This window comes from Roseiterribacter gracilis (genome assembly GCA_018332375.1).
GTDB lineage: Bacteria > Pseudomonadota > Alphaproteobacteria > BOG-932 > Roseiterribacteraceae > Roseiterribacter > Roseiterribacter gracilis.
Genome location: BOPV01000001.1, coordinates 2,708,052 through 2,733,455, shown reverse-complemented (window position 1 = coordinate 2,733,455; position 25,404 = coordinate 2,708,052). Strand labels below are relative to the sequence as shown.

Annotated in this window: 32 protein-coding genes; 23 read left to right on the top strand and 9 right to left on the bottom strand. The window is 63.7% G+C overall.

Going from position 1 to position 25,404, the window contains the following annotated elements; translation table 11 throughout:
- Positions 1–58 precede the first annotated feature (58 nt).
- The 5 genes from TMPK1_RS13500 to TMPK1_RS13480 all read left to right on the top strand — a co-directional run bounded on the left by TMPK1_RS13500 (position 59) and on the right by TMPK1_RS13480 (position 5,142).
- Positions 59–580 (top strand): toxin co-regulated pilus biosynthesis Q family protein, encoded by a 522-nt coding sequence (locus tag TMPK1_RS13500; protein WP_420243541.1) that lies wholly within the window; start codon positions 59–61, stop codon positions 578–580.
- The gene (locus tag TMPK1_RS13495; RefSeq protein ID WP_420243540.1) at positions 577–2,181 is read left to right on the top strand and encodes a secretin N-terminal domain-containing protein; all 1,605 of its coding nucleotides are present in this window, start codon (positions 577–579) and stop codon (positions 2,179–2,181) included. Before TMPK1_RS13500 ends, TMPK1_RS13495 begins: the two co-directional genes overlap by 4 nt.
- 7 nt (positions 2,182–2,188) lie before the next feature.
- Positions 2,189–3,511, top strand: coding sequence for a type 4b pilus protein PilO2 (gene pilO2, locus TMPK1_RS13490; protein ID WP_420243539.1), 1,323 nt, complete (start codon positions 2,189–2,191; stop codon positions 3,509–3,511).
- Positions 3,512–3,522: 11 nt separating this feature from the next.
- On the top strand, positions 3,523–4,401 hold the full coding sequence (pilP, locus tag TMPK1_RS13485; protein ID WP_420243538.1) for a type IV pilus biogenesis protein PilP: 879 nt from the start codon (positions 3,523–3,525) through the stop codon (positions 4,399–4,401).
- Between the two features lie 66 nt (positions 4,402–4,467).
- Positions 4,468–5,142 carry a DUF1330 domain-containing protein gene (locus TMPK1_RS13480; RefSeq protein ID WP_420243537.1) on the top strand — a complete coding sequence of 225 codons (675 nt, stop codon included), beginning with the start codon at positions 4,468–4,470 and terminating at the stop codon, positions 5,140–5,142.
- Here the strand turns inward: TMPK1_RS13480 and TMPK1_RS13475 are convergent.
- A complete protein-coding gene (locus TMPK1_RS13475) occupies positions 5,139–5,507 on the bottom strand; it encodes a hypothetical protein (RefSeq protein ID WP_420243536.1) in 369 nt (122 codons plus the stop codon). The two genes, TMPK1_RS13480 and TMPK1_RS13475, sit on opposite strands and share 4 nt — an antisense overlap.
- Complete coding sequence (locus TMPK1_RS13470) at positions 5,504–6,706, bottom strand: class I SAM-dependent methyltransferase (protein WP_420243535.1); 1,203 nt, start codon at positions 6,704–6,706, stop codon at positions 5,504–5,506. Before TMPK1_RS13470 ends, TMPK1_RS13475 begins: the two co-directional genes overlap by 4 nt.
- Positions 6,707–6,840: 134 nt before the next feature.
- Here TMPK1_RS13470 and TMPK1_RS13465 point away from each other — a divergent pair, with 134 nt between their 5' ends.
- The 6 genes from TMPK1_RS13465 (at position 6,841) to TMPK1_RS13440 (ending at position 10,167) form a co-directional block, all read left to right on the top strand.
- The gene (locus tag TMPK1_RS13465) at positions 6,841–7,152 is read left to right on the top strand and encodes a hypothetical protein (protein ID WP_420243534.1); all 312 of its coding nucleotides are present in this window, start codon (positions 6,841–6,843) and stop codon (positions 7,150–7,152) included.
- Positions 7,153–7,158: 6 nt separating this feature from the next.
- Positions 7,159–8,001: an SDR family NAD(P)-dependent oxidoreductase gene (locus tag TMPK1_RS13460; RefSeq protein ID WP_420243533.1), complete on the top strand. Its 843-nt coding sequence runs from the start codon at positions 7,159–7,161 to the stop codon at positions 7,999–8,001.
- A gap of 2 nt (positions 8,002–8,003) precedes the next feature.
- Positions 8,004–8,492 carry a hypothetical protein gene (locus TMPK1_RS13455; RefSeq protein ID WP_420243532.1) on the top strand — a complete coding sequence of 163 codons (489 nt, stop codon included), beginning with the start codon at positions 8,004–8,006 and terminating at the stop codon, positions 8,490–8,492.
- Positions 8,489–9,358 carry a polysaccharide deacetylase family protein gene (locus TMPK1_RS13450; RefSeq protein ID WP_420243531.1) on the top strand — a complete coding sequence of 290 codons (870 nt, stop codon included), beginning with the start codon at positions 8,489–8,491 and terminating at the stop codon, positions 9,356–9,358. The genes TMPK1_RS13455 and TMPK1_RS13450 overlap by 4 nt, the downstream gene beginning before the upstream one ends.
- A gap of 12 nt (positions 9,359–9,370) precedes the next feature.
- Positions 9,371–9,607, top strand: a complete 237-nt coding sequence (locus tag TMPK1_RS13445; protein ID WP_420243530.1) for a DUF4170 domain-containing protein — start codon at positions 9,371–9,373, stop codon at positions 9,605–9,607.
- A gap of 98 nt (positions 9,608–9,705) precedes the next feature.
- Positions 9,706–10,167, top strand: a complete 462-nt coding sequence (locus TMPK1_RS13440) for a bactofilin family protein (protein WP_420243529.1) — start codon at positions 9,706–9,708, stop codon at positions 10,165–10,167.
- Between the two features lie 14 nt (positions 10,168–10,181).
- On the opposite strand, the gene TMPK1_RS13435 is transcribed toward TMPK1_RS13440, so the two are convergent.
- On the bottom strand, positions 10,182–10,940 hold the full coding sequence (locus tag TMPK1_RS13435) for a hypothetical protein (RefSeq protein ID WP_420243528.1): 759 nt from the start codon (positions 10,938–10,940) through the stop codon (positions 10,182–10,184).
- Between the two features lie 275 nt (positions 10,941–11,215).
- On the opposite strand from TMPK1_RS13435, the gene TMPK1_RS13430 reads away from it, so the two are divergent.
- Complete coding sequence (locus tag TMPK1_RS13430; protein ID WP_420243527.1) at positions 11,216–11,479, top strand: hypothetical protein; 264 nt, start codon at positions 11,216–11,218, stop codon at positions 11,477–11,479.
- Between the two features lie 2 nt (positions 11,480–11,481).
- The gene (locus TMPK1_RS13425; RefSeq protein ID WP_420243526.1) at positions 11,482–11,844 is read left to right on the top strand and encodes a hypothetical protein; all 363 of its coding nucleotides are present in this window, start codon (positions 11,482–11,484) and stop codon (positions 11,842–11,844) included.
- Here TMPK1_RS13425 and TMPK1_RS13420 read toward each other — a convergent pair.
- Genes TMPK1_RS13420 through TMPK1_RS13410 form a run of 3 tightly spaced genes read right to left on the bottom strand, consistent with a single transcriptional unit; the run spans position 11,841 to position 14,405 of the window.
- Entirely contained in the window at positions 11,841–13,016 is a 1,176-nt protein-coding gene (locus TMPK1_RS13420) for an acyl-CoA dehydrogenase family protein (protein ID WP_420243525.1), read from the bottom strand. The genes TMPK1_RS13425 and TMPK1_RS13420 overlap by 4 nt on opposite strands.
- Positions 13,016–13,540, bottom strand: a complete 525-nt coding sequence (locus TMPK1_RS13415) for a MaoC family dehydratase (protein WP_420243524.1) — start codon at positions 13,538–13,540, stop codon at positions 13,016–13,018. The genes TMPK1_RS13420 and TMPK1_RS13415 overlap by 1 nt, the downstream gene beginning before the upstream one ends.
- 31 nt (positions 13,541–13,571) lie before the next feature.
- A complete protein-coding gene (locus TMPK1_RS13410; protein WP_420243523.1) occupies positions 13,572–14,405 on the bottom strand; it encodes an HpcH/HpaI aldolase/citrate lyase family protein in 834 nt (277 codons plus the stop codon).
- A 146-nt stretch (positions 14,406–14,551) separates the two neighbouring features.
- Between TMPK1_RS13410 and TMPK1_RS13405 the strand changes: the two genes are divergently transcribed.
- Positions 14,552–15,358, top strand: a complete 807-nt coding sequence (locus TMPK1_RS13405; protein ID WP_420243522.1) for a class I SAM-dependent methyltransferase — start codon at positions 14,552–14,554, stop codon at positions 15,356–15,358.
- Positions 15,359–15,450: 92 nt separating this feature from the next.
- A complete protein-coding gene (locus TMPK1_RS13400) occupies positions 15,451–16,290 on the top strand; it encodes an OmpA family protein (RefSeq protein ID WP_420243521.1) in 840 nt (279 codons plus the stop codon).
- On the opposite strand, the gene proC is transcribed toward TMPK1_RS13400, so the two are convergent.
- Positions 16,287–17,102, bottom strand: a complete 816-nt coding sequence (gene proC / locus TMPK1_RS13395; RefSeq protein ID WP_420243520.1) for a pyrroline-5-carboxylate reductase — start codon at positions 17,100–17,102, stop codon at positions 16,287–16,289. The genes TMPK1_RS13400 and proC overlap by 4 nt on opposite strands.
- Positions 17,099–17,602: a type III secretion system chaperone family protein gene (locus TMPK1_RS13390; protein ID WP_420243519.1), complete on the bottom strand. Its 504-nt coding sequence runs from the start codon at positions 17,600–17,602 to the stop codon at positions 17,099–17,101. The genes proC and TMPK1_RS13390 overlap by 4 nt, the downstream gene beginning before the upstream one ends.
- Before the next feature lie 150 nt (positions 17,603–17,752).
- Between TMPK1_RS13390 and rfaD the strand changes: the two genes are divergently transcribed.
- Genes rfaD through TMPK1_RS13375 form a run of 3 tightly spaced genes read left to right on the top strand, consistent with a single transcriptional unit; the run spans position 17,753 to position 20,653 of the window.
- Entirely contained in the window at positions 17,753–18,733 is a 981-nt protein-coding gene (rfaD, locus tag TMPK1_RS13385) for an ADP-glyceromanno-heptose 6-epimerase (RefSeq protein ID WP_420243518.1), read from the top strand.
- A gap of 6 nt (positions 18,734–18,739) precedes the next feature.
- Positions 18,740–19,549, top strand: a complete 810-nt coding sequence (gene lgt / locus TMPK1_RS13380) for a prolipoprotein diacylglyceryl transferase (protein ID WP_420243517.1) — start codon at positions 18,740–18,742, stop codon at positions 19,547–19,549.
- 12 nt (positions 19,550–19,561) lie between these two features.
- The gene (locus tag TMPK1_RS13375) at positions 19,562–20,653 is read left to right on the top strand and encodes a class I SAM-dependent methyltransferase (RefSeq protein WP_420243516.1); all 1,092 of its coding nucleotides are present in this window, start codon (positions 19,562–19,564) and stop codon (positions 20,651–20,653) included.
- A gap of 52 nt (positions 20,654–20,705) precedes the next feature.
- Here the strand turns inward: TMPK1_RS13375 and TMPK1_RS13370 are convergent, their stop codons facing one another.
- Positions 20,706–20,894 (bottom strand): hypothetical protein, encoded by a 189-nt coding sequence (locus TMPK1_RS13370; RefSeq protein ID WP_420243515.1) that lies wholly within the window; start codon positions 20,892–20,894, stop codon positions 20,706–20,708.
- A 104-nt stretch (positions 20,895–20,998) separates the two neighbouring features.
- On the opposite strand from TMPK1_RS13370, the gene pgeF reads away from it, so the two are divergent.
- From pgeF to ychF, 5 genes are all read left to right on the top strand, one after another.
- Positions 20,999–21,781 (top strand): peptidoglycan editing factor PgeF, encoded by a 783-nt coding sequence (gene pgeF / locus TMPK1_RS13365; protein WP_420243514.1) that lies wholly within the window; start codon positions 20,999–21,001, stop codon positions 21,779–21,781.
- A 158-nt stretch (positions 21,782–21,939) separates the two neighbouring features.
- On the top strand, positions 21,940–22,875 hold the full coding sequence (locus TMPK1_RS13360; protein ID WP_420243513.1) for a ribose-phosphate pyrophosphokinase: 936 nt from the start codon (positions 21,940–21,942) through the stop codon (positions 22,873–22,875).
- Between the two features lie 139 nt (positions 22,876–23,014).
- Complete coding sequence (locus TMPK1_RS13355; RefSeq protein WP_420243512.1) at positions 23,015–23,692, top strand: 50S ribosomal protein L25/general stress protein Ctc; 678 nt, start codon at positions 23,015–23,017, stop codon at positions 23,690–23,692.
- 3 nt (positions 23,693–23,695) lie between these two features.
- Positions 23,696–24,271 (top strand): aminoacyl-tRNA hydrolase, encoded by a 576-nt coding sequence (gene pth, locus TMPK1_RS13350; RefSeq protein ID WP_420243511.1) that lies wholly within the window; start codon positions 23,696–23,698, stop codon positions 24,269–24,271.
- 5 nt (positions 24,272–24,276) lie between these two features.
- Positions 24,277–25,374, top strand: a complete 1,098-nt coding sequence (ychF, locus tag TMPK1_RS13345; RefSeq protein WP_420243510.1) for a redox-regulated ATPase YchF — start codon at positions 24,277–24,279, stop codon at positions 25,372–25,374.
- Positions 25,375–25,404: the final 30 nt, after the last annotated feature.

The window sequence follows — 25,404 nt, the reverse complement described above, 5'->3', positions numbered from 1 at the left end:
TATTTGCCAGAAATAAACATATTGCCTGAGCCGCGACCCTGCGTTAGAGGTCGAAGCCATGAAAGGATCAGGCCGCGCCGGAGGTCGTCTCGTCGTACTCGCGACGTTGTTGCTGTCGCTGGCCGGATGCGCGCGCGCGCCGATCGACACCGAACCGACGATGCAGGTCACCGACGCGGAGCGGACAGGGCGCGGCGGGCGTGCAGATGACGCCGATGCGCGCTTTCCCGAGCGGCATGTCGCGGCCTTCTATCCCGCCTATCCGGCGGCCGAGACATTGGTCGCAACACCCGAACCCGCGTCGTTGCGCGCGGCGCTGCCGCGATTCGACATGGTGCCGGGTACGACCTTGCGCGAAACATTGGAACGTTGGGCTGCTGCGTCGGGCTGGACCGTGCGCTGGGCGAGTGACCGCGCCTATCCGATCAAGGGCCGCGCGACGTTCGACGGTGATTTCGTGCAAGCCGCCGGCGATTTGATCCGCAGCTTTCGCGCGCTCAACCCACCGCCCATCGCGCGTTTCTATACGCGCAATCATGAGCTGCGCGTGGTCACGCCCGGCGACGAGATGGGCGAATGAAGACGCACGGCTGGATCGTTGCGCTTGTCGCCGTATCGCAGCTTCTCACCGGGTGCGAAGCGATCGGGCGCAGCCGTGGCGCCATCGATACGTCCAACGCCGAGGCCGAACGGCTGGCCCAGGCGATCAAACGCCCGGCCGAAGGGCGCAAGATGGACACGGTCGAAATCGTCGACGACGTGTTTGCGGGCGACGAGGTGCTGCGCGACCGCCACGGTGAATCGTTGCCGCCCGCGCTGCTGCGCTCGACCGCGGTGTTGTTCGACACCGGCGAAGGCGGCCTAACGATGGGCGAGCTGACGGAATCGGTTTCGTCGACGTTGGATCTGCCGGTCCGTGCCGAAGACGGATTCGGACGTGGCCGCGTGCGGATCAATCATCGCGGCAGCGCGACCGCATTGCTCGACAAGATCGCCAAGTCGACTGACTCCGAATGGGAAGTGCGCGGCGGCGCGGTGCGCTTCCAACGTTGGGTCACGCGCAGCTGGACCTTGTATGCGCTGGCCGGCGGCAGCGACGTGCACGCAACCGTCACGTCCGGTGGCAGCGGCCCCAGCAGCGGCAGCAGCAGTAGCGGATCAAGTGGCAACGCGTCGGGCGGCGAGTCGGGCTCGGTCGCCGGTTCCGTGTCGGTCGCGACGTCGTATGCGGGCGAGCTCAAACCATGGGCGGATCTCAAAGCAGCCATTGAATCGCTGATCGGAACCGCCGGTGCGGTGTCGATGTCGGAAGCGACTGGGCGCGTCACCGTGCGCACCACGCCGCATCTGCTGGAACAAGTCGACGAGCTGATCCGCAACGAGAATCGCCGCCACGGGCGGCAAGTCGTGATCAACTACGCCGTCTATTCGATCTCGGTGAACAATTCCGACCAATGGGGCTTCAACCCGTCGCTCGTGCTCAGCGATCTCGGCAAGAAACTCTATACGTTCAACGTCAATGGCGTGCCGCTCGCGGGTGATCCGTCAACCTTGGGATCGATTTCGGGCGCAGTGTTGAACACCGCAACCAACGGCACGCTAGGCCGGATCGCGGGCAGCAAGCTGGTGCTCGACGCGCTCAGCGAATATGGCGCGGTGTCGTTGGTGACGTCGAACGATGTGACGGCGCTGAACAACGTGCCGACACCGGTCAACGCGACCCAGTCGATTTCTTATTTGAAGCAGGTGACGACCAACCAGGTGGCGCAGGTCGGCAGTTCGATCGCACTGACGCCCGGCACTGTGACGGTCGGCTTCGTCATTACCTTGCTGCCGCGCATTCTCGCCAACGGGCAGTTGATCCTGCGCTATGGCCTGACCCAGACCGATTTGATCCGGCTGCGCACGATCACGTCCAGTCAGGTTTCAATCGAAGCGCCGGAAATTTCGCAGCGTGCGTTCCAGCAGCAAGTGCGGATGCGATCGGGCGATACGCTCGTCCTGGCCAGTTTCCGTCAAGCACAGTCGTCCCTGACCGAACAAGGCGTCGGCACGCCGCAGACAGTGGTGCTGGGCGGCGGCCAGAATGGCGCGCAGCGCCGCGAGCTGTCGGTGATCGTGATGACGCCGACCGTCGTGCCGGGAGTCGGCATGAACGCGGGCGCCAGCGACGTCCACTGAGGCGGGCGTGCCGAAGCAGCGCGAAGACGGGCCCTATGTGCTCACAATCGACGGCCGCAGTTGGGCGCTGGGCCTGGCGTGGCAGGTCGTCACCACGCCGGGCGTAAATCTGCGCAAGCGCGCGCTGCAGGATGCGCGCGAAGCGATCGACACCGAGCTGTATTGCGTACCGCAGACATTGACGCCGTGTTTTGGGCTGGGCACGCGCCGGCAAGGGCATCGTTCGGGCATGCCGTCCGCCGCCGCGTCGCTGGCGCGGTCAATGCCAGGGCATTGGGTCGGTGCCTTCGAACTGCCGGGCAAGATCGACCGGCGCACCGGCCTGCCACTGTTCTGGCTGGTTGCGGTACGGCAGGAAGGCATCGATCCGCGCACCGACGTGATCGGCAGCGAAGCCGACATACGCGACCAGTTTCGCCATCTCATCACGGACGGTTCGCCGCGCTGGTACGCGCCGCGCGATTGGCAGGTCGGCGGCTCACCGCTCGATCTGGCAACGCAGCTCGCGCGCGGACCGCGCCTGCGCCTGGCGCCAACGCGGCTGTTGCCGCACTTCGAGCGACGCGTCTGGATTCGCGCCGCAGCCGCGGTTGCGACCGTCGCGGTGCTGGGCGGCGGCTTGCAGTATCGCCGTGAATTGCTGCGCGCCGCCGACGAACAGGCACGCCGCGCCGCGCGCGACGCGCCAGCGATCAAACGTCCCGAAATCGTCCTGCCGCCCGACGAGCCGTGGAATCGCGAAGCAAGTGCTTCGCGTTGGGCTGCAAGCTGTATCGACGCGATGCGCGACGCAGTGATCGCGGTGCCAGGCTGGCGTTGGGTCGAAGCGAATTGTGACGGCACACGTGCTTCGGCGAGTTACGCGCGGCAAGACGGAAGTCTGGCGTTGGCAAAAGCCTGGTGGGCGACACGTCCGCCGGGTCGCGCCGTTTTTCGTGCGTCGCGCGCCGATCTGCTGACGCTCGACGTGCCGATGCGCGGACTGGTTGCGCGCACGGCCGAGCAGCCGGCGACGCGCGATCGCGTGACCGCGTCGCTGCTCGATCCGCTTGACGCGGCACGTCTAACGGCGACGGCAACCGATCTGCCGTCGGCCGAACCGCCGGCGGTACGCGACACCGGTACCGGTCCGATCACACGCCGTCTGCCCGGCGCGCCGTCGCTGCAGGTCGCGCTCAGCAACGTGCAGCTGCCGCTCGACGAAATCGCCGCTGCAATCGCGCGCGTGCCGGCGGCGACGTTGCGCGACGCGACCTTGCGCAATGCCGGTGCCGGGGCCGGCGCAATCCCAGCCTGGAGCGCAACCGCGCTCGTCTATTTTAGACGCTAGAGAGGCGTTCGATGGCCATCCTGCACGAGGACGAAGCAGCCGAAGCGTTCGACACACCGCGCGCCAAATTTCCCATCGCCAAAGCGGTCATCGCGGGTGTGTGCGTGTTGGCGACGCTGTGGCTGGCGCGCGACCTGCCGCTTGCGCGTTGGGTCGGGCTTGGCGGCGGCGACGCGCCGCCGCCCGTGATTGCGCGCCCGCAACCGCAACCGGCCGCGCCTGCGCCTGCGCCGCAAGTTGTCGCGCCGCCGGCCGCAACAACAACGCCAACTGGATTCGTGCCGCCGCAGCAGTTGCTGCAGCCGAATTTGCAGACGGCGCCGCAACCGGCACCGGTCGCAAATGATCCGCCGCCGGTCGGCACCGACCCGGCGCGTGCAACCTTGATCGATCAAATCGGCGCGGTGCAGATGCAGCTGGTGCTGGCGCGCCTGAAACGCGAATTGGCGCAGGCACAGTCCGAAACATCGAAGCTGGGCTACGACACGGGCGGTGAACCAGCTGGCGTCGAAGCGCTGCTCGACCGGATGGCAGATCGTGACGGCGTCCGTCCGCGCGGGCTCGCTGTGCAGGCCGTCTTCGGTCGTGACGGTGATTGGGCCGCGCGCCTGACGTTGCCCGGCGAAGGATCGCGCGTGGTGCGCAAGGGCGAGGTGTTGAACGACCGTTGGCGCGTCGAATCCATCGACGAGCGATCGGTCGTGCTGGTCGCAGTGCATGGCGAGGCGCGCCAGGTTCTGCGCCCGGGCGTCGGCACGCCGCGCGCCACGGACTATGAGGGCGACGAGCCGGCACCGCGCCCGGCGACAAAAGCCGCGCCCGCTGCACCGCCACCCGACGCGGCGGTCACGCAGGCGCCGGTCGCGGGGTCGATGCTGCGCACGCGCTAGGCTGCTGTAGCAACGCGGTCTTCCCGTGTATCTACACCTCGTCCAGGTGTGATTCGTGAGGGGATGATGCGTTCGCTGCTTTCGCTGTTGGCCGTGCTGCTGGTTGCCGGTTGCGCATCGTCCTCGCGCGCGCCGGATGCGCCGCGGGCAAGCTGGTTGCTGGTTGGTGTCGACGGCCAGCGCACGACGCCGTCACTGACCACCTATCTCGACCGCGTCGGTCAGCAATATACGCAGCGCAACGCCGAACGGTTTGCGTTCGCGCGCGGCAATCAGGTCGAGCCGTTGATCGGCGCGGCACCTGCCGAAACGATCGTGCTGGTTCGTTTCCCGGGCGCGCGTGGTGTGCGTGACTGGTACAAAAGCGACGCCTACCAACAGCTGATTCCGCTGCGCGTGAATACCGGCACCTACTGGCTGGTTTCGTTCGAAGGAAGTGCGGCCAAACTGCCGGGTACGACGCCCGCGTTCTTGCTGTTGCGCGGTGAATTGCCGGCGCAGGACGCGGCCGAGACCGACGCGATCAAACATTATGGCGGCGTCACCGTGGCGCAGCTCGGCGACGGCGATATTGACGTGCTGGAAGGCACGGTACCGAAGGGTGCGATGCGCGTGATCGCATTCCCGTCGCGCGCGTCGCTCGCGGCCTTGTGGCTGGACCCCGAATTCCGTGCAGTGCGCGAACGCTGGAACGTGGCGGGAAAAACCTCCGCCACTTTGGTCGGCGGCGGTAAGAACTAATCAGACGCCAGATCGCGCACGACGTCGTCGTAATCGGTGTCGGCGCTGCGTTGATCCAGCGCTTCATATTCGGTCTGCAGAATGCGCAGTACGCGCGCGATATAGTCGGCGCGCCAGGCAGCGCGTTCTTCTTTCGCCGCATCGTCGGGTCGGTAGGCGTCGATTTCGGCCGACGTCAGAATGTTCTTTTGCGCCAGGATCCGCTCGACCGTGTCGAGCCGTTCGCGCGCAACCGCCAACTCGCCAGCCAGGGCCATCGTGATGGTCAGCAGCTTGTCGATCGCGGGATCGTCGAAGAAATACGGGCGGCGCCCTTTTGCTTTCAGGCGCGGATCGAGCAGTTTCGGATCGAAGCTGTTGCTCATTTCTTCCACGCGCCGAAGCCGTACCACATGCCGCCGCGACCGAAGTCTTTGCCCTTGTCCATCTTGGTTTCGCCAGCCAGGAAGTCGGTTTCCAGCACGGCTGGAAATTCGGCTTCGAAACAATCGTCTTTGCCGAAGCCGGCACGCACCATCAGCTCGAGCATCTGCGTGTCGTGCACCGTGGTCCAGAACGGCTCGTTGTTGTAGTGGCAATCCCAGTCGCGGATGAACGCGTCGTACGGCGTCATGTTGTGATAGGGCGGCTGTTCCAGCGACACGGTCATGCCGCCCTTGGCCAGCACGCGATAGATTTCGCGCATCAGCACCGGCAGCGCCTTGGACGAGGTCTCGTGCCAGAATTGTGCAGTGACGACGAAGTCGAATTCGCCATCGGCGAAGCGCATCTTCTCGGCGTTCATCTGCACGAATTCGATGTTCTTGACGCCCATCGACTGCGCGCGCGCATGGCCGTAGCGCAGCATCGGCGCAGCCACGTCCAGCGCCACGATGCGCGCATCGGGAAAGGCTTTTGCGAACGGCACCGTGTTGTGGCCAAGCCCGGCGCCGATATCGAGAATCCGCGTCGGTTTGAAGTCGGGATAGGTACGCTGCAGCCAGGCCAGCATGGCGCGGCCGCCGCCGTCGTTGAACCGGCCAAGCAAGCCGCCGGTGGTCGCAAAAATGCCGCTGTCGTAGTTGGCGGCGGCGCTGACATCGTCGGGTGCAACTTCGGTGTAGTAGCTGCCCGGCATGCAATGCGTATCGACTTGGCTCAGATAGCGCGGGACTTCGACCGACGGATCCAGTTGCAAGGTCGGCGCGCCGTCATTGATGCGTTTTGCCTTGTCGATCAGCTCGGGCAATTGGCGCAGCACCATGGCGCGCCCGTTTTCCTGTCGCATCTCCATATAGGTGCGCCGTAGCGACGACCAGAAGCGGTAATATTCGTCTTTCGACATTGCGCGCCGGACTTCGTGCCGGTCTTTCGGCGCGCGGCCGGCTTCTTTTTCGAAAGCGGGTTTGACGCGCGCTTCGTAGGCAAGGCGATTGCCGGGAAAAATCTTCGTCGCGATGTGCTGGTTCAGCGAAGCGAGAAAATTGAAGCGCGCAATTTCATCGTGCTTCCCCTCGGGAAACACGGCGTGCCGGCCGACATCGGTCCAAGGCGGTGGGCCCGCCTGTTTTGTCGTGGTCGCCATGGTCGCCTCCATCCAGCAGTGCACCCTGCAGCCGGCAGATTGCCCCCCATTTGTCCGGACTTCTATAACGCCGGGACAAAGCACCACGGTCCGAACGGACCAGGCCGTACGATCCTAAGCCAAGAGGTGGGCGCATGCCGCACGTCGTCGTTCTCTTCAATCTGAAGCAAGGCGTCGAGAAATCCGCGTACGAAGCCTGGGCGCAGGCGACCGACCTGCCGATCGTGCGCGGCCTTCCGTCGATCGGCGGCTTTGACGTCTATCGCTCGCTGAGCCTGTTCGGCAGCGAGAAGGCGCCGCCCTACCAATATGTCGAGCTGATCCAGGTCGACGACATGACCAAGTTCGGCGAAGACGTGGCCAGCGCGACGATGCAGCGTGTGGCAGGCGAATTTCGTTCGTATGCCGACGATCCGCTGTTCATTCTCTGCGACAAACTCGGTTGAGGCTGCATGCCGACCTATCCCGAACTTGCCGGTAAGGTTGCGGTCATCACCGGTGCCGGCCGGCCCAAGGGGCTTGGCGAGGCGATGGCAAAGCGTCTCGCCGCCGAAGGTTGTCGCGTCGTGTTGCACGATCTCGGCAAAGTCGCAGGCGACACCGCGCCGGCGCACGGCATCGGCAAAGAAGACGAGCTTCGTCAGGTTGCTGCGGACATTCGCGCGGCGGGCGGTGAATGCACGTCTTTCCAGGGCGACATGATGATCGAACAGGACGTGGCGAACCTGGTCGCGCATGCCGTCGCCACCTACGGCCGCCTCGATATTTTCGTCAACAATGCCGGCATCGGCTATCTGTTCGGGCCGCTGACCGAGACGACGCAGGCGCATTGGGACGCGGTGCTCGACGTCAATTTGCGCGGCTGTTTTTTCGGGATGAAACACGCAGCAAAACAAATGATCAGCCAGGGGCAGGGCGGACGCATCGTTTCAATTGCAAGCCAGGCGGCAAAATCGGGCTTTGCCTTTGCCGCCGCCTACAGCGCGTCGAAACACGGGCTGGTTGGTCTGACGCGCGCTGCAGCGCAGGAATTCGGTGCGCACAAGATCACGGTCAACGCAATCTGCCCCAATCACGTTACGACCGGGCTGGGTGCCTGGCAGAATGACTTCATGTCCAAGGCACGCGGCCAGACGATTGACGAGTATCTGGCGGCGATGCGTGCCCGGATTCCGCTGGGCCGGCCCGGGCTGGTCGAAGACACGGCCAACGCCTGTGCCTTTCTTTGTTCCGACCAGGCGTCGTACATCACCGGTGAGGCGATGAACGTCTCAGGCGGTGAGGAGGTGCATTGAACATGCGGATTGAATCTTACGTGCTGGCGGCGGCGCTGCTGGCGATGGTGCCGACGACGTCATTCGCGCAGGGGCAGCCGCGGCCGCAAAGTAACGGCCCCGCCAAGCTGGAAGACGTTCTGCTTGCGGCCTGTATCCAGGGCGCAAAATATTCGTCCGACAATCCGCGCCAGGTCGACTATGTCACCGGCAAGGCGCAGGCGACGACGCACGGCATCGTCAACAACCCGCGCTTCAAAGACGTCATCTCGGTCGTCGCGACGATGAAAGTCGGCGACGCGCGCCGCAACGTGCGCTGCGATTTCGGCCGCGCGACACCCAAAGACCCGATCGATTTTCTAGCCGCGCAATGGGACGGCCGTACCTATGTCGGCGAACCGAACCAGGCGCTCCGTCCGCGCATGAAAGAGCCGGACGACGTGAAGCGCGAAGATCGTTTTCTGGGTGCCGTCTATGAAATGATGCGCAACGCGTCAGGAAACGTGCGTTGACCTATCGCTGGCCCGACGGCGCACGCCTGGCGCTGTCGATCGTGGTCAATGTCGAAGAAGGCGCGCAGATGTCGTTGCAGGACGGCGACCGTGCGCCGGAACCGGTCGACGAGCTTGGCGTCGTCTTGAAGAAGCCCGTGCGCATGCACGGCAACGAATCGAACTATCGCTACGGCATCACCGAAGGTGCGCCGCGCGTTCTTCGTCTGCTCGACCAACATGGCGTGCGTGCGACCTGGACGGCTGCGGCGGTGGCGCTGGAGCGCGCGCCCGATCTGGCGCGTGCGATCGTCGCGCGCGGCGACGAAGTCTGCTGCCATGGTCATCGCTGGGTGCATCAATTCGGCATGGACGAAGCGCAAGAGCGCGACTTCATCCGCAACGCCGCGCAATCGATCGAACGCACCACGGGGACGCGGCCGTCGGGCTGGTTGTCGCGCTATCTCCATACCGACGCGACGCGGCGCCTGCTGGCCGAAGAGGGCTTCGCCTATCACATGGATGATTATTCCGCCGACGCGCCTTTTTGGGACACGGTCGAACTCGGCGATGGATCCAAGCGCCCGATGGTGATCGTGCCGTATGCGATGGATTCAAATGACATGAAATTCTGGCTCACCCCCGCATTGACGCCGGATGCGTGGTTCGCCTACGCCCGCGACACGTTTGACGAGCTGTGGAGCGAAGGCGCCACACGGCCACGCATGATGTCGCTGGGGCTGCATTTACGAATTATTGGCCGTCCTGGCCGCATCGGTGCGCTTCGACGTTTCCTCGAGCATGTCCGGTCGCGGCCGGATGTGTGGATAACCAACCGCCGCGCCATCGCGGATCATTTTGCGCGGCAGGTTCCCGCGCCGATCTGAAAGGCTTTTTGAATGCCGCAACAACAACTTCTTCATCTTGTTTTCGGTGGCGAGTTGAAGCCCGGAAGCCAGACCGAATTCGTCGATCCGACAAAGCTCGACATTGTCGGTATTTATCCGAGCTACGCTGAAGCGCGCCGCGCCTGGGATTCACGGGCGCGTGCCACGCTCGACGACGCGTCGATGCGATATTTTGTGGTGCACATGCACCGTTTGCTCGACCCGACCACCGACAACCACGATCACTGACCGCGCAGCACGCTGAATCTGCGCGGCATTTCCTGCCCGATTGACTCAGCGTCGCCGCTTGCGTCCTCATGGCCGCCACGCGGAAGACGGAGGCACAGATGCTCGGACGGAAAAAGGACGAGATGGACGCGGTCGTCACACTCCCGGCTGAACCAGTCGCGGTGCCGGATGCAACCGTATCGGTGATCGCGCCCGACCTGTCGGTGCGCGGCGATCTGATCGCCAAGGGCGAGGTTCGCGTGCACGGTCGTGTCGAAGGCAACATCGCCTGCGATACGCTGTTGGTCGCCAAGGGTGCCGAAGTACTCGGCGACGTCGTCGCGAAGAGTGCTCGTTTGTGCGGCACCTCGACCGGCAAAGTTGCAGCCGAAACCGTGTTCGTCACCAAGACTGCAAAAGTGATCGGCGACATTCACCACGCGTCGGTGTCGATCGAACATGGTGCGCAGGTCGAAGGACGTCTGGTGCGCCTGTCGCGTGAATCGAGCGTCGGCAACAAAGACGTCGTTGTGCCGATCGCAGGCGCGCGTGCCGCCAACGACGGCGCCAATACCGGCTGATCTGTGTCGCCGGCTCACAGAGCCGGCGCGACCAATGTCCGAAAAATTTCGCGTGGCGTAACGCCGGCGATTTTCTGCTGCCAATCGTCCAGCGGCGGCGCCGGGATTGCGATCGCGGTCGGCGTGTAGCGAAACCGAACCCGGTCTTGCAGGAATCGACAGGCGGGAAAGTCGCGGTTGAATTCGCGCAAGGCCGGCGGCAGGTCGGCCGCGGCGCCGACTTGTTCGATCAGCTGCCGGTCGGCGACGTCCAGAATCGATAGCGGCAACGGCTCCACCTGTTCGACCGCAAGCACGGCGGGCAGGCGGCGCGCGCCACGGGCCGAATCCGGCTGGTGCTTCAACGACAGGTCGACGACGCGGAAAGGCGGCGCCACCAGCCAACAATGTCCCAGCGGCACGGTCAGGCTTAAGGGGCGAAACCCGATTGGTGCGATGCACCACTCTTCTGGAAATTCAGCGGTCATGCCGCCTTGCGTCACCCAGCACCACACGCCCGCTTCTTCGAGCAGCCGCTGCAGCAGCAATGCGCGCTTCAGACAGTCGCCCTCGGTCGCGTCAGCGGCGAATAGCGCAGCGATTCCCGGCAAGACGGCGGCAAGCACACGCCTTGTATGCGCCGCGGCGTCGAGTTTGGCGCCGCGCTGGGCCGCGTCGAGTGCGTAATCAGTCCACAGCGCAGGATCTTCGTGCGCGGCGCGTAGGAACGACGGGTCGCTGTACCAGCCGGGTGCAATAGCGACAATTGAATGAATTTTAGCAAGTGGCGTCATTACGACCATTTCACGTATATGAGTCGCTGCACCTGCGCAAAAAATTGTTGTTACGCCGGTTGACGCCGCAAGAAAACGCAATGACCGCACGGAAAAATGCGCGTGCGGACGGGCGCGGCAGCGCGTCACCGGTCCGGCAAATGAAAGCGATGCAAAGGGCTCGAATCTAGCCGCGCGTTTCCAGCCGCGCTGCGCGAGCCCGTCTCAAAAAGCGGCTAGAGATTGTCTCAGGTTGCTAGTCAGCCTGCCGCCACGTCGCGTAGTTTCACGACCGTATGGCAAGCACGATTGGCGACATCATTGCGAACGCCATCCGCGACGCGGATCGTTCGTACTTCTTTGAAGACTACTCGAAACAGGCTTCAGCCGTTCTGAAGGTGCTGGAGCGTCGCGGCTACGTCGTCGTTCCCAAGGACCCGACCAAGCCGATGCTCAAAGCCGCGCGCGACAGCCTGGTCTATGGCGTCAACAAGTCGAGCGACATCGTCACGCCGATCTACAAAGCGATGATCGAGGCGGCCCCGCCGATCGAAGACTAGGCATGTCGATCCTGCTGCGGTTTGACGGCGACGAAGTACGGCGAGTTCGTCGTGCCGCAGTCGACGCGGCCGATGCGCAGCGCGCCGAACGTCCCGCACGTCCGATGCTGTTGCTGCGCTGGGAAGACGGTTTGCGGCTGGAAGCGCCCGGCACCAAGGCCGAACCGGCCTGGGCGATCGGCTGGGAATCCTGGCAGGCCGATCTCGAACAACGTGCCGACGTGCAATGGGGCCTAAAGCGCCCGCTGCTGGTTTTGTCGGCGCAGAATTTTGCCGCTTGTGATGACGGCTCGTGTCTCGCGGTCGAACTTGCGCTGGGGACGCCCGCAGGGCCGGTGCGCTTCGCCTTCTTGCGACGCGTCTAAATTTTATTCCGCTCGACGAGCTGCTTGGCGATGATCATGCGCTGCATCTCGTTGGTGCCTTCACCGATGCACATCAGCGGCGCGTCGCGGAACAGTTGTTCGACGCGATATTCCTTCGAGTAGCTGTACCCGCCGAAGATGCGCATCGCGTCCATGCTGTTTTCGACGCCGGCTTCGGACGCGAAATATTTCGCCATGCCCGCTTCCATGTCGCAGCGGTCGCCGCGGTCATAGGCTTCGGCGGCACTGCGCGTCAGCAGGCGCGCCGCTTCGTAGCGCGTCGCCATCTCGCCCAGCTTTAGTTGGATCGCCTGGTGTTGATAGATCGGCTTGCCGAACGTCTTGCGTTCCTGCGCGTAGCGTACGGATTCGTCGAGCGCCGCTTTGGCGATGCCGCAGCTACGCGCTGCGATGTTGATGCGGCCCAGCTCAAGGCCGCCAACCGCCATATAGAAACCTTGGCCTTCGCCTGAATCTTCGCCGACGAGCTGCGATTTCGGCGCTTTGTAGTCGTCGAAGATCAGCTCCATCGAATCGATGCCGCGATAGCCGAGCTTGTCGAATTTCTGTCCGACTTCGAATCCGTTCTTTTCGACGCCCGCAACGCCCGGCTTCTCGACGATAAAGATCGACATGCCGGCGCGCGGCGGATCGGCCTGCGGATTGGTTTTCACGAGCAGCGCGACATGCGTGCCGTACTTGCCGTTCGAGATCCAGGTCTTGCGCCCGTTGATGACGTAGTGCGCGCCGTCCCAGATCGCCTGCGTGCGGATACCCTGCAAGTCGGTGCCGGCATCGGGCTCGGTCAGGCCCAACCCGCCACGCCATTCGCCGGTGGCAAATTTCGGCAGATAATATTGCTTCTGCGCCGGCGTGCCGAATTTCTGCACGATCGTCGCCATCATCAGATGGCTGTTGAAGATGCCGCTCAGCGCCATCCAAGTTTCGCTGATCGTCTGCACAATTTTGACGTAGGTCGTCGCGCGCAGACCCAGCCCGCCATACTCTTCGCTGATGGTTGCGCCGAATAGGCCGAGCTCTTTCATCTGTTCGACCATTTCGGCCGGATAGATGTCGTCGTGCTCGTACTTCATCACCTTCGGCTTGACGTCGCGCGCCAGCCATTTGGCGATTGCGTCGAGCAAAGCGTCGTCGTGGCCTTCGCCCGACATCAGTAACGCGCCTCGGGCTTGTCTTCGATCGAATGGCCGCGCTTGGCGATCAGCGCGGTGCGAACGAAGGTCGCAACGACCGTGTCGTCCTGCTTCTTGCCGATCGTCTTCACCGTGACGAGGCCGGCGCCGGGCCGCGATTTGGATTCGCGCTTTTCCAGCACTTCGCTTTCGGCATAGAGCGTGTCGCCGATGAACAGTGGCGCGGTCAGCGCGATGTCGGTCCAACCGAGATTGGCGATCGCCTTCTGGCTGATGTCGGTGACCGACATGCCGATCATCAGCGACACGGTCAGCGGGCTGCAGACGAGACGTTGGCCGAACTCGGAATGTTTGGCGTACTCGGCGTCGAAATGCATCGGATGCGTGTTCATCGTCAGCAAGGTGAACCAGGTATTGTCGGTCTCGGTGATGGTCCGCCCGGGCCGATGTTCGTAGACGTCACCGACGACGAAATCTTCGTAGTAGCGACCGAAGGTTTCGCGCCAGCGGCGTTCGCCGACCTGTTTCATTTCGCCGGACATACTCTCTCCCTGATCCCCCGCGTTCGTCGCGTCACCTGTGTGACGCGGTCGCGAGAATGCGTTGCATCGCACGCACGACGGGCCGTTCGACCAGCTTGCCATCGAGCAGTGCGACGCCGCCTTTTGCCGCTTCGTATGCTTCGACGACGCGCTTTGCGTGCGTGATCTCGTCTGCGTGCGGCGTGAAGGCGCGATTGATGATGTCGAGTTGTTTGGGGTGAATCGCCGACCTGCCGGTGAATCCCAACGCGCGCGCGCGGCGCGAGGTTTCGTCCAAGGTCGCGTCGTCCTGCACGTCGATTTGTGGTGCGTCGATCAGGTCGACGCCGGCGCGCGCGGTTGCGACGACCATTTTCTGTCGCGCCCACAGCAAGGGCTCCCACGCCAATTCGCAGCGCAGATCGGCGGCAAGATCGACGCCGCCCAACATCACCGCATCGAGTCGCGGCGCTGCTGCAATCGTCTCAGCACGAAGTAGCGCGTCGGCAGTTTCGATCAGCGGGATCAGGCGCGTCGGAAGCGCGCCCAGAATTTCGTCGGCAAGCTGGAGTTCTTCTGCCGATCCGATCTTGGGCAGCATCAAGGTGCGGGCTGGACCGCCAGCATCGACGAACGCAGCCAGATCTTTGATGCCTTCGAGACTGCGCAACGAATTCAGCCGCAACAGAAGATCGGCGTCTTTGGGGGCCCGCTGCAAATAGGCGAGCACGGTCGCGCGCGCCGTCGCCTTGTCGCCGGGCGCAACCGCGTCTTCGAGATCGATGCAGACGCAGTCGGCCCCTGCCGCCAACGCCTTCTCGAACCGGTCGGGGCGCGATCCGGGGACGAACAATAGAGAACGGCGAACGTGAACCGGGGCCGTCACCGCGAACCTCATTGAAAATCCAGCGGGCGAAAATTTGTCCGGACAAATACGGCGTATGGCTGGGCCCTTGTCAACGTTTGGTGCTCCCTGTGACCTGGTACGTTCGCTAGTCGAACAATGATCAGTCCAACTGGGAGGTACTCTTAATGCGCGCGCTCGTCCGCTCGCTCGCTCTTGTCGCGACCCTCGCGTCGCTACCTGCGCTGGCTGCCAATGGTCCGGATCCAAAGTTGAAAGCGCTGGTCGACGGGTCGCAGCGCTCGGCCGAGTTCAAAGCGCGCGACGCCGCGCGCAAGCCGCTCGAAGCGTTGAGCTGGGCCGGTGTGAAGCAAGGCCAGACGGTCGTCGAACTGTGGCCGTCGGGCGGCTATTGGACCGAGATCCTGGCGCCCTACGAAGTCGGCACCGGCAAATACATCGCAGCGGTGGGCAGCAAGAACCCGACCAGTGATCGCGGCAAAGAAGCGCTCGCGAAATTCACCAGCAAACTGCAAAACCTCAACGACAAGGCCGAGGTCGTCGAGTTCAACAAAGACGTCGAACAGATCGTGGCGCCCGGCACGGCCGACGTCGTGTTCAACGGCCGCAACCTCCACAATTGGATGGGCGGTGGCTACGCTGAAAAGGCGATGCAGCTTGCGTTTTCGGCGTTGAAGCCAGGCGGTATCCTGATCCTCGAAGATCACCGCGCCGATACCAAGAAGCCGCAGGATCCCAAAGCCGAGAACGGATATGTCCGCGAGGACTATGCGATCGCGCTGGCGACGAAAGCCGGTTTCAAGTTCAGCAAGAAGAGCGAGCTGTACAAGAATCCGCGCGACACCAAGGACTATGAGAAAGGCGTCTGGACCTTGCCGCCGACCTTCGTCCTGAAAGACGTCGATAAGGCGAAGTACGAAGCGATCGGCGAAAGCGACTGCTTCCTGCTCGTCTTCGTGAAGCCGAAAAAGTAAGCCGACCAGCCGGCGGCGAATCTGAATATCGTCGCCGGCTTCTTTCCAGAAAAGATCGACATTTCGACATCCGGCTGATAGTTCAAGCCGGCATGTGGAAGCTCCTGGCGCTTCTGCTGCTGGCCGCACCCGCGGCGGCGCAGACAGTTACGATCGATCTCGGCGCGCTGGATGGCGTGAAGCAACGACGTACGCACATCGCGACGCAATTCCCGTCGCTGCTGCGCGTCGAGCCGCCGTCTCTGCTGCAAGATCTTCCGCCGCCGGTTCTGCCGCCGCGCCAATCGGATACGGCGCGTGCGTTGCTGACGCCGTCGCAGACGGATGCGCACGCTGTGCTTGTTCTTGCGATGACCGAGCCACCGCGACCGGTCCGCGCGCGCCCGTTGCCGGTTGCGCTGGCGCGCTTTGCGCCGGTCCGTCCGGCGCGGATTGCGCCGCACGCGACGCCGCGCATCGAGTCCGTTGAAGCGCCGCTATTGCAGGCATCGCGACTGTTGTTGCCGTTTGCGCCGGACCTTGCGGCTCCGTCGCTCAAAAACCAGATCGCGCTGCGCGAACCGATCGGCCCGATGCTGATCGCGTTTCCGGTCTTCGACCGCGCGGCGTTGCTATCGTTGGATTTGCCGCGGCCGACAATCGCGCAGGCGCTGCAATTTGCGCCCGCGACTGCGCTGCTCGACGAAGCCGCGCGCACGTCGCTGGACGGGTTGGCCGAACAGCTCGAACAGGAAACCTCTCGCCGCGTACGGCTGCTTGTTTCGCTCGCGACAGGGGACGATCCCGATGCGGCGCGGCGTCTGGCCTTTGCGCGGATGTTGGCGGTGCGCGCCTATTTGATTTCGCGCGGCATCGCTGCGTCGCGCCTCGACGCGCATGCCACCGTCGCGGCGCGCGTCGATGAAACGGTGCGGATCGCGCTGCTGAACTAGCCTGAGAGTTGTTTGGCGCGCGCGACGTTGGCGGCGAAGGCGTCGCGATAGAGATCGAAGATCCCGCCGTCCGCCATCAACACGCCCAACGCCGCTGCTGTAACGCCGCCCTTGCTGGTGACGTTGGCGCGCAGTTGCGATGCCGGCGTGTCGGGATTGTCGGCTGCCAGCGCGGCGCTGCCGATGATCGTCTGTCGCGCCAGCCGCATCGCCAGCTCGTCGGGCAGGCCCTGCGCGACACCTGCTTGCGCCAACGCTTCGATCAGCAGGAACACATAGGCGGGGCCGCTGCCGGACAGTGCGGTCACCGCATCGGCGAGTGCTTCGTCGGGCAGCCATTCGACCAATCCCAACGGCGCAAGCAGCGACGCGACGCGCGCGCGCAGTGATTCGTCGGCGCGCGAATCAGCGAAGCAACCGATCGCGCCCTGTCCGATCGCCACCGGTGTGTTGGGCAGGACGCGGATGATCGGGCGATCGCCGAGCAGTCGTTGATGGTCGGCGATGCGTTTGCCTGCGGCGACCGACAGAACGGCCGCGTCGCCAATGCGCGCGCGAAAGCCGGGCAGGACGTCGTCGAACAGTTGCGGCTTGATCGCGACGACGACGATATCCGGCGAGAAATCTGCCGGAAGTTCGTCGGCAGAGGTGACGAAGGTCGCTGCCGGAAAGCGGGGCGCGGTGCGCTTGCTCGGCTCGACCACCACGATGGACTCGGCCAACGCGTGCTCGCTCCAGGCGGCCAGCATGGCGCCGCCCATATTTCCGCACCCGATCAGAAGAAGGCGCGGCCGGCCGGCCGCGCCGGTCAAGCTTCGCCCTGCGGGTCGAGTATCGCGGCCTGGATCGCCTCGTCGGCGCTCTTGCCGCCCCAGATCACGAGCTGGAAGGCCGGGTAGTAGCGCTCGCATTCGACCAGACCCAGCTCGACCAGATCTTCGATCTGTTCGGGGCTGGCGCCGCCCACGCCGCGCATCAGCGAGGTGTGGCGGAACATGATCGTGTCGTCGTCGGCGCTGACGTCGAAATGACCGACCCACAGCCGTTCGTTGACGCGGATCAGCAGGTCATGGACGTCGGCGCGCTTCTTCACCGGCACTTTGATGTCGAGCCGGTTGCAGAACTGCAGGGCACTGACTTCTTCCTGCCAAACGAAGAACAGCCGGTAGTCGCTCCAGCGACCGCCGATCTCGATCAGAATCTCGTCGTCGGCCGAGCGCTGGAACGGCCAGTCATTGGCCAGCACAAGCTCTTCAACCAAATCGAGCGGGTTCGTCGCCTGGGCGGAAACTTCGATCGTCGGCAGCGACACGCAGGCCTCCTCTCGTCCGCGGATAGGGTCTGACCCTGTCTGCCGCCACAATATGTTGTGGCAATGCACCCTACCTGATCCGCGACTCGGGCCACAAGGGTGGATACGGCCTCCCGTTCCCAGCCCGGCGGGCGGGCTCTATACAGCGCCATGCTCGTAGTCACCGGCGGTGCCGGCTTCATCGGATCGAACCTACTCGCCGGCCTGGAAGAGGCGGGGCGCGGCGGGTTGGTGGTGGTCGATCGTTTCCGCGACGGCGACAAATGGAAGAACATCGCCAAGCGTGACGTCGCAGATCTGGTCGATCCCGACGATCTGTTCGATTGGCTCGAAGCCAACGGCGATGTTGTCGATGCGGTTTTGCATATGGGCGCAATCTCGTCGACAACCGAACGCGATGTCGATCGCATCGTCGATACCAATGTGCGTCTATCGCGCGCTCTGTGGCATTGGTGCACCGAGCAGCAAGTGCGTTTCATCTATGCGTCGTCGGCGGCAACCTATGGCGACGGCGCGCAGGGATTTCGCGACGGGTTCGATGCGCTGTCGTCCTATCGTCCGTTGAATCCGTATGGCTGGTCGAAACATCTGTTCGACCGCATGGTCGCAGCCGAAGTCGCATCCGGCCATGCAACGCCGCCGCAATGGGCGGGGCTGAAATTCTTCAATGTCTACGGGCCGAACGAGTATCACAAAGGCGACATGCAAAGCGTCGTCGCCAAGCTCTATCCGCAATTGATCCGCGGCGAGCCGGCACGTCTGTTCAAATCCTATCGCGAAGGAATTCCCGACGGCGGCCAGCGCCGCGATTTCGTCTGGGTCGGTGATTGCGTCGCGATCGTGCGCTGGCTGCTCGACAACGAGCAGGTCAACGGGTTGTTCAATGTCGGCAGCGGTCACGCCCGCAGCTTCGCCGATCTGGCCGCCGCGACTGCGCGCGCCGCACGCGTCGACTCCAAGATCGAATTCATCGAGATGCCGGAAGCGATCCGTGACAAATACCAGTACTTCACCGAAGCAGATTTGACCGATCTTCGCGTGGCTGGCTGGCGCGGCGAAACGACGTCGCTGGAAGACGGAATCGCAATGTACGTGCAGGCGTTTCTCGCCGCTGCTGATCCTTATCGCTGAGGCCCGATGGTTCTTCCCTATCCCGCAATCGATCCGGTCGCGCTTGAGATCGGTCCGATCGCAATCCGCTGGTACGCGCTCGCCTATCTCGCCGGCATTCTGCTCGGCTGGCGCATGGCGGCGAGGCTGGCGGCGCAGCGGCCCGGTTCGCGGCCGACGCCGGAAGACTTCGATGATTTTCTGGTTTGGGCCGTGCTGGGCGTGGTGCTTGGCGGACGGCTCGGCATGGTCCTGTTCTATCAACCGTCGACCTATCTCGCCGATCCGATTCAGATCGTGCAGGTCTGGAAAGGCGGCATGTCCTTTCACGGCGGCTGTCTCGGTGTGTTGATCGCGATCTGGGGATTTTCCTGGCGGCGCGGATTCAATCCGCTGCGTCTCGGCGACATCGTCGCGACCGTAGCGCCGGTCGGTTTGTTCTTTGGCCGCATCGCCAATTTCATCAATGGCGAATTGTGGGGACGGCCCAGCGACGTGTCGTGGGCGATGATTTTCCCCCACGACCCAATGCAAGTGCCGCGTCATCCAAGCCAGCTCTATCAGGCCGGTCTCGAAGGCATCGCGCTGTTCGTGTTGATGCAATGGGCGGTGCGCCACGGCGATTGGCGCGATCGTCCGGGCTTGCTCGGCGGCGTGTTTTTGATCGGCTACGCGATGGCGCGGATCATCGGCGAGCTGTTCCGCGAACCTGATTCCTATCTCGGATTCTTTTCGGCCGGCACGACGATGGGACAGCTTCTGTCGATCCCGATGTTGTTGATCGGCGTCGTGCTGGTCGTGCGCGCCAACCGACGCGCGCCGGCGCAGCTCGCTTAGACGCTGCGTCACGTGACTCCGCTGGGCCGCCTGCTCGCGCGGCGCATCGAATTGTCAGGGCCGATCCCGGTCGCGGTCTTCATGGCCGAAGCGTTGGGCCATCCCGCGCACGGCTATTACGTGACGCGCGATCCGCTGGGTGCGCGCGGCGATTTCACCACGGCACCCGAGATCAGCCAGCTATTCGGCGAATCCTTGGCGGTCTGGGCGATCGAAACCTGGCAACGGATGGGCGCACCGTCGCGCGCTCATTTGGTTGAGCTTGGTCCTGGGCGCGGCACGCTGTTGCAGGATCTGTTGCGCGTCGCCAAAGCGGCGCCGGACTTTGCCGCCGCCGTCGACCTGCATCTGGTGGAAACCAGCCCGACGCTTCGCGCGGCGCAGGCGCAACGGCTCGACCGCTACGGGCCGCGTTGGCATCAAAGCTTTGACACCGTACCCGACGACGCACCGTTGCTGCTGATCGCCAACGAATTGTTCGACGCGCTGCCCATCCGGCAATTCGTGCGCGTCGATGGTGCGTGGCACGAACGGTTGGTTGGACTCGACGAAAACGGGGCCGGCTTTCGCTTCGTGCTGGCGCCGGGACGTTCACCGCTTGCTGCCGGTATCGCACCTTCCGATGCGCCCGACGGAAGCGTGTTTGAACTGTCGCCGGCGTCGTTATCGTTGATGGGTGCGATTGCGTCGCGCATCGCGGCGCGTACCGGCTGTGCGCTGGTGATCGATTATGCCGGCGGTGTCGGCGATACGTTGCAAGCAGTGCGCGGTCACGCGCGGGCCGATGTTCTGGTCGATCCAGGCGAAAGCGATCTCACTGCGCATGTCGATTTCACCGCGCTTGCACGCGTCGCGCGCGAGTCGGGCGCGGTTGCGCACGGGCCGTTGGGCCAAGGTGAATTGCTGCAACGGCTGGGTATCACCGCGCGCTTCGACGCGCTGTGCGAACGTGCGACCGACACACAAGCGAAAACGCTGGCGTCCGGTTTGACGCGGTTGGTCTCGGACGACGGGATGGGTGTGCTGTTCCGTGCAATCGCAATCGGAACGGACGGGCTGGTGCCGTGTGGATTCGAAGAATGCGGAGTCGAAACCGTCGAATGACCAGCGGGAGGAGGCCGGAACTCCCGCCAATTCAACGTTCGAATCCGGTTGATTAGTGTCGTTGCCGGTTTTGCTTCAATCGTCCGTCGGTCGACGGATCTTTGACGCGTCCCTGTCCGCCGGGCATGACGTTCTCGCGCATTGGCGCGCGAGCCGTGCCGCGATTTTCACGCAGACGCCCATCCGTCTCGGGATGTTTCACCTGGCCACGTCCGCTGTGCTGCATCTGGCTGTTCGCCATATCGTTATAGCCTCCTGCATTGCTCCCCCGTTCGGGTGTCTGACAACTCGGATGCGAAAACCTCGCCATTTGAGTGAAGTTCCTGAACCGTCTACATTTCTTCCGTGCAGCCCGAACTGATTCCCATCCAAGCGTCGTGTTTTCCGACAGTCGGAATCGCGCATGGCTTCTTCACCCGGCAAGGCGGCAGCAGCACGGGAATTTATGAATCGCTGAATTGCGGGCCGGGCTCGAACGATGCGCCCGACGCAGTCGCGATGAACCGGATGCGCGTCACCACCACGTTGGGCGTCGGCGTCACGCAACTCGTCACGATGTACCAGGTGCACGGTGCCGACTGCGTGCAGGTCGAACGTCCCTGGACTCGCGCCGACGCACCGCGCGCCGACGCATGCGTGACCAACGTGACGGGACTGGCGCTCGGCATTCTGACCGCCGATTGCACGCCGGTTCTGTTCGCCGACACGCAAGCGCGCGTCATCGGCGCCGCGCATGCGGGCTGGAAAGGTGCGCGTGCAGGTGTGCTCGAATCGGCGATCGTTGGCATGGAAGCGTTGGGCGCGACGCGACGGAACATCGCCGCAGCGATCGGCCCCTGCATTTCGCAAGCGAGCTACGAGGTCGGTCCCGAATTCCGCGCCGCCCTGGTCGGCGACGATGCCGACAATGACCGGTTCTTTGTCGCGGGCGCCGGCGACCGGTCGCACTTCGATCTGCCGGCCTATGTTACGGCGCGGCTGGTGGCGTCGGGGATTGGCCGAATCGAACGGGTCGAGGCCGATACGGCGTCGGATCCGGCCCGATTCTTCTCGTACCGGCGAACCTGCTTGGCTGGCGAGCCGGATTACGGCCGCCAGATCTCGGCGATCACGCTGCTGCCTGCATAGGTCACCCCGCAGCGCAGGCTGCATGGGCCACCCCGCAGCGCAGGCTGCATGGGCCACCCCGCAGCGCAGGCTGCATGGGCCAAATGCGATTCAGGTCCGTTGCCGACCCGGCGCCCCGCCTCTATGAGAGCTGACCCAGTTCGAGAGCCGACCGCCCCATGAAAATCCTCGCCTGTAACTCGAACCGTCCATTGGCCGAGGCAATTGCGCGCGAGTTGGGGCTGCCGCTGACCAAGGCGCATATCCAGCGCTTTGCCGACAACGAGATCTTCGTCGAAATCCTCGAGAACGTGCGCGGCGAAGACGTCTTCGTCATTCAGTCGACCTCATTTCCGGCCAACGACAATTTGATGGAGCTGCTGGTCACGGTCGACGCGCTGCGTCGCGGGTCGGCCAAGCGCATTACCGCGGTGCTGCCCTATTACGGCTATGCGCGACAGGATCGGAAAACCGGCCCGCGCACGCCCATCTCGGCCAAGCTGGTGGCGAATTTGATCACCACCGCGGGCACCGGTCGCGTGCTGACGATGGATCTGCACGCGGGCCAGATCCAAGGCTTCTTCGACATTCCGGTCGACAATCTCGTTGCAGCGCCGGTGTTCGCCGACGACATCCGCAAACATGTCGGCGCCGGCGAACGTCTGGTGATGGTGTCGCCCGACGTCGGCGGCGTGGTGCGCGCGCGTTCGATGGCCAAGCGTCTCGACGCCGATCTCGCCATCATCGACAAGCGCCGCGAACGTGCCGGCGTCAGCGAAGTGATGAACATCATCGGTGAAGTCGAAGGCCGCCACTGCGTGCTAGTCGACGACATCGTCGATTCGGCAGGCACCTTGTGCAACGCCGCGGTGGCGCTGAGCCAGGCCGGGGCCTTGTCGGTCGCCGCCTATACGACGCACGGCGTGTTGTCGGGCGGTGCGGTCGCCCGCGTCACCGCCTCGCCGCTGGCCCGGCTGGTCACCACGGATTCGATCCAGGCGACCGAGGCGGTGGCCAACGCCCCGAACATCAAACAGCTGACCGTGGCCCCGCTGATCGCCGAAGCGATCCGCCGCATCTCGGAAGAACGCTCAGTCTCCAGCCTGTTCGACTGATCTTATCGTTCAGCGATAAGAAAAGCGCCGCCTGCGGCCTCTGATTCTTTGACTCTGTAGGGGGTTTTCGCCATAAACCCCGGCTTCACCGCAGGCACCCCTGGAGGCCTGGCGGTCGTTTCTGCTTTGGAGAGTTGGAATGTCTCAGAATTTGTCGATCGCGGTTCTGCCGCGAGACCGGGCCGGCAAGGGGGTTGCCCGGGCGACGCGGCGTAATAACCGCGTGCCTGGCGTGATCTATGGCGGCAAAGAGCCGCCGGTCCTGATCGAAGTTGAAGACCGCGAATTGGGCAAGCACGCCCACGGCGCTGGCTTCTTCACCCACGTCTTCGAGCTGCAGCTCGACGGCGCCAAGCACCGCGTTCTTGCCCGCGATCTGCAGCTGCATCCGCTGACCGATCGTCCGACGCATGTCGATTTCCTGCGCGTCACCGGCGACACGATGATCCGCATCGACGTGCCGGTGAAGTTCGTGAACGACACGGCGTCGCCGGGTCTGAAGCGCGGTGGTACGCTGAACATCGTGCGCCACGAAGTCGAATTCCTCTGCAAAGTGGATTCGATTCCGGAGTTCATCACCGTCGATCTGACGGGCGTCGAAATCGGCGACTCGATTCACATCAGCCACGTGAAACTGCCGGAAGGCATCAAGGCGACGACCGATCGCGACTTCACCGTCGCAACGGTTGCTGCCCCGTCAGCGCTGCGCGGTAAGGAAGAAGAAGCCGACGCGGCTTCGGCTGCTGCAGCTTCTGCTGCTGCTGCTCCCGCTGCTGCCGCTCCGGCTGCTGCGGCAAAGCCTGCTGCGAAGAAGTAATCCGTGCGGTTGTTGGTCGGGCTCGGCAACCCCGGGCCCGAACACGCCAAGCAACGGCACAATATCGGCTTTCTGGCGCTCGATCGTATCGCCGAGCGTCATGGCTTCGGGCCCTGGGGCAAACGCTTCCAGGGCCTGTTTGCCGAAGGTCGTTTGAACGGCGAGAAAGTTCTCGCGCTCAAGCCGCAGACTTTCATGAACCGCTCGGGCGATTCAGTGCAGCAAGCGGCGCATTTCTACAAACTGCAGCTCGATGACGTGATCGTGCTCTATGACGAGCTTGATCTCGTGCCGGGCAAAGTGCGCGTGAAGCGTGGCGGCGGTGCTGCCGGCCATAACGGCATTCGTTCGATCGATGGCGCGATGGGCGGCGATTTCTGGCGTGTGCGATTGGGCATCGGTCATCCGGGCCACAAAGATCGTGTCACCGGCTACGTGCTGCAGAACTTCGCCAAAGTCGATCAGGACTGGTTGCCGCCGCTGCTCGATGCGGTGGCGGACGAGATCGGGCTGCTGGTCGCCGACCGCCCCGAAGACTTTATGAATCGCGTTGCTCTACTGACGCAGCGCCAGGAGTAGGACCGATGGGATTCAATTGCGGCATCGTTGGTTTGCCGAATGTCGGCAAGTCGACCTTGTTCAACGCGCTCACCGCGACGCAAGCGGCGCAGGCGGCGAACTATCCGTTCTGCACCATCGAACCCAACGTGGGTCGGGTCGCGGTGCCGGATCCGCGCCTCGAAAATCTGGCGCGCATCGGCAAGTCGGCGACGATCATTCCGACCCAGCTTGAATTCGTCGACATTGCCGGCCTGGTGCGCGGCGCGTCGAAGGGCGAAGGGTTGGGCAATCAGTTTCTTGCCAACATTCGCGAAACCGATGCGGTGCTCTACGTGCTGCGTTGCTTCGAAGACACCGACATCACCCATGTCGAAGGCTCGATCGATCCGATCCGCGACGCCGACGTGGTCGAGACCGAATTGATGCTCGCCGATCTCGACTCGCTCGAGAAGCGCGTCGTGTCGCAGCAGAAGAAAGCCAAAGGCGGCGATCGCGACGCCAAAGCCGAACTCGAAGTCATGGAGCCGGCGCTGGCGCTGCTGCGCGAAGGCAAGCCAGCGCGCATGTTCCAGCCGACGCCGGAACAGAAGCCGATCTTCAAACGCCTGGCGCTGTTGACCGGCAAGCCGGTTCTCTACGTCGCCAACGTTGCCGAAAGCGACGCTGCAACCGGCAACGCCTTCTCGCAGCGCGTGCTCGATCGCGCGAAGAGCGAAGGTGCGGCGGCGGTGATTATTTCGGCGGCGATCGAAGCCGAAGTGGCGCAGCTGAGCGGCGACGATCAGCGCGAATATCTGGAATCGCTCGGCCTGAAAGAACCGGGCCTGAACAAGGTGATCCGCGCCGGCTACGGCCTGCTCGACCTGATCACCTTCTTCACCGTCGGCCCGAAAGAAGCCCGCGCCTGGACCGTGCGCCGCAACGCGCGCGCACCGGAATCGGCCGGCGTGATTCACACCGACTTCGAACGCGGTTTCATCAAAGCCGAAACCATCGCCTACGAAGATTTCATCGCCAATGGCGGCGAACAGGGCGCCAAAGACGCGGGCAAGCTGCGCGTTGAAGGCAAGGAATACGTGGTGCAGGACGGCGACGTGATGCACTTCCGCTTCAACGTCTAAATCTGATCCGCACACAAAGAAAAGGCCGGC

Excerpts from the sequence above, each read along its gene's own strand:
- TMPK1_RS13495 (WP_420243540.1), top strand. The coding sequence starts at position 577 with ATGAAGACGCACGGCTGGATCGTTGCGCTTGTCGCCGTATCGCAGCTT.
- TMPK1_RS13435 (WP_420243528.1), bottom strand. The coding sequence starts at position 10,940 with ATGACGCCACTTGCTAAAATTCATTCAATTGTCGCTATTGCACCCGGC.
- rfaD (WP_420243518.1), top strand. The coding sequence starts at position 17,753 with ATGCTCGTAGTCACCGGCGGTGCCGGCTTCATCGGATCGAACCTACTC.
- TMPK1_RS13370 (WP_420243515.1), bottom strand. The coding sequence starts at position 20,894 with ATGGCGAACAGCCAGATGCAGCACAGCGGACGTGGCCAGGTGAAACAT.
- TMPK1_RS13425 (WP_420243526.1), top strand. The coding sequence starts at position 11,482 with ATGTCGATCCTGCTGCGGTTTGACGGCGACGAAGTACGGCGAGTTCGT.
- TMPK1_RS13480 (WP_420243537.1), top strand. The coding sequence starts at position 4,468 with ATGCGTTCGCTGCTTTCGCTGTTGGCCGTGCTGCTGGTTGCCGGTTGC.
- TMPK1_RS13415 (WP_420243524.1), bottom strand. The coding sequence starts at position 13,540 with ATGTCCGGCGAAATGAAACAGGTCGGCGAACGCCGCTGGCGCGAAACC.
- TMPK1_RS13420 (WP_420243525.1), bottom strand. The coding sequence starts at position 13,016 with ATGTCGGGCGAAGGCCACGACGACGCTTTGCTCGACGCAATCGCCAAA.
- TMPK1_RS13475 (WP_420243536.1), bottom strand. The coding sequence starts at position 5,507 with ATGAGCAACAGCTTCGATCCGAAACTGCTCGATCCGCGCCTGAAAGCA.
- TMPK1_RS13400 (WP_420243521.1), top strand. The coding sequence starts at position 15,451 with ATGTGGAAGCTCCTGGCGCTTCTGCTGCTGGCCGCACCCGCGGCGGCG.
- TMPK1_RS13500 (WP_420243541.1), top strand. The coding sequence starts at position 59 with ATGAAAGGATCAGGCCGCGCCGGAGGTCGTCTCGTCGTACTCGCGACG.
- TMPK1_RS13430 (WP_420243527.1), top strand. The coding sequence starts at position 11,216 with ATGGCAAGCACGATTGGCGACATCATTGCGAACGCCATCCGCGACGCG.
- TMPK1_RS13455 (WP_420243532.1), top strand. The coding sequence starts at position 8,004 with ATGCGGATTGAATCTTACGTGCTGGCGGCGGCGCTGCTGGCGATGGTG.
- pilP (WP_420243538.1), top strand. The coding sequence starts at position 3,523 with ATGGCCATCCTGCACGAGGACGAAGCAGCCGAAGCGTTCGACACACCG.
- ychF (WP_420243510.1), top strand. The coding sequence starts at position 24,277 with ATGGGATTCAATTGCGGCATCGTTGGTTTGCCGAATGTCGGCAAGTCG.
- TMPK1_RS13445 (WP_420243530.1), top strand. The coding sequence starts at position 9,371 with ATGCCGCAACAACAACTTCTTCATCTTGTTTTCGGTGGCGAGTTGAAG.
- TMPK1_RS13460 (WP_420243533.1), top strand. The coding sequence starts at position 7,159 with ATGCCGACCTATCCCGAACTTGCCGGTAAGGTTGCGGTCATCACCGGT.
- lgt (WP_420243517.1), top strand. The coding sequence starts at position 18,740 with ATGGTTCTTCCCTATCCCGCAATCGATCCGGTCGCGCTTGAGATCGGT.
- TMPK1_RS13355 (WP_420243512.1), top strand. The coding sequence starts at position 23,015 with ATGTCTCAGAATTTGTCGATCGCGGTTCTGCCGCGAGACCGGGCCGGC.
- TMPK1_RS13360 (WP_420243513.1), top strand. The coding sequence starts at position 21,940 with ATGAAAATCCTCGCCTGTAACTCGAACCGTCCATTGGCCGAGGCAATT.
- TMPK1_RS13405 (WP_420243522.1), top strand. The coding sequence starts at position 14,552 with ATGCGCGCGCTCGTCCGCTCGCTCGCTCTTGTCGCGACCCTCGCGTCG.
- TMPK1_RS13470 (WP_420243535.1), bottom strand. The coding sequence starts at position 6,706 with ATGGCGACCACGACAAAACAGGCGGGCCCACCGCCTTGGACCGATGTC.
- TMPK1_RS13465 (WP_420243534.1), top strand. The coding sequence starts at position 6,841 with ATGCCGCACGTCGTCGTTCTCTTCAATCTGAAGCAAGGCGTCGAGAAA.
- TMPK1_RS13440 (WP_420243529.1), top strand. The coding sequence starts at position 9,706 with ATGCTCGGACGGAAAAAGGACGAGATGGACGCGGTCGTCACACTCCCG.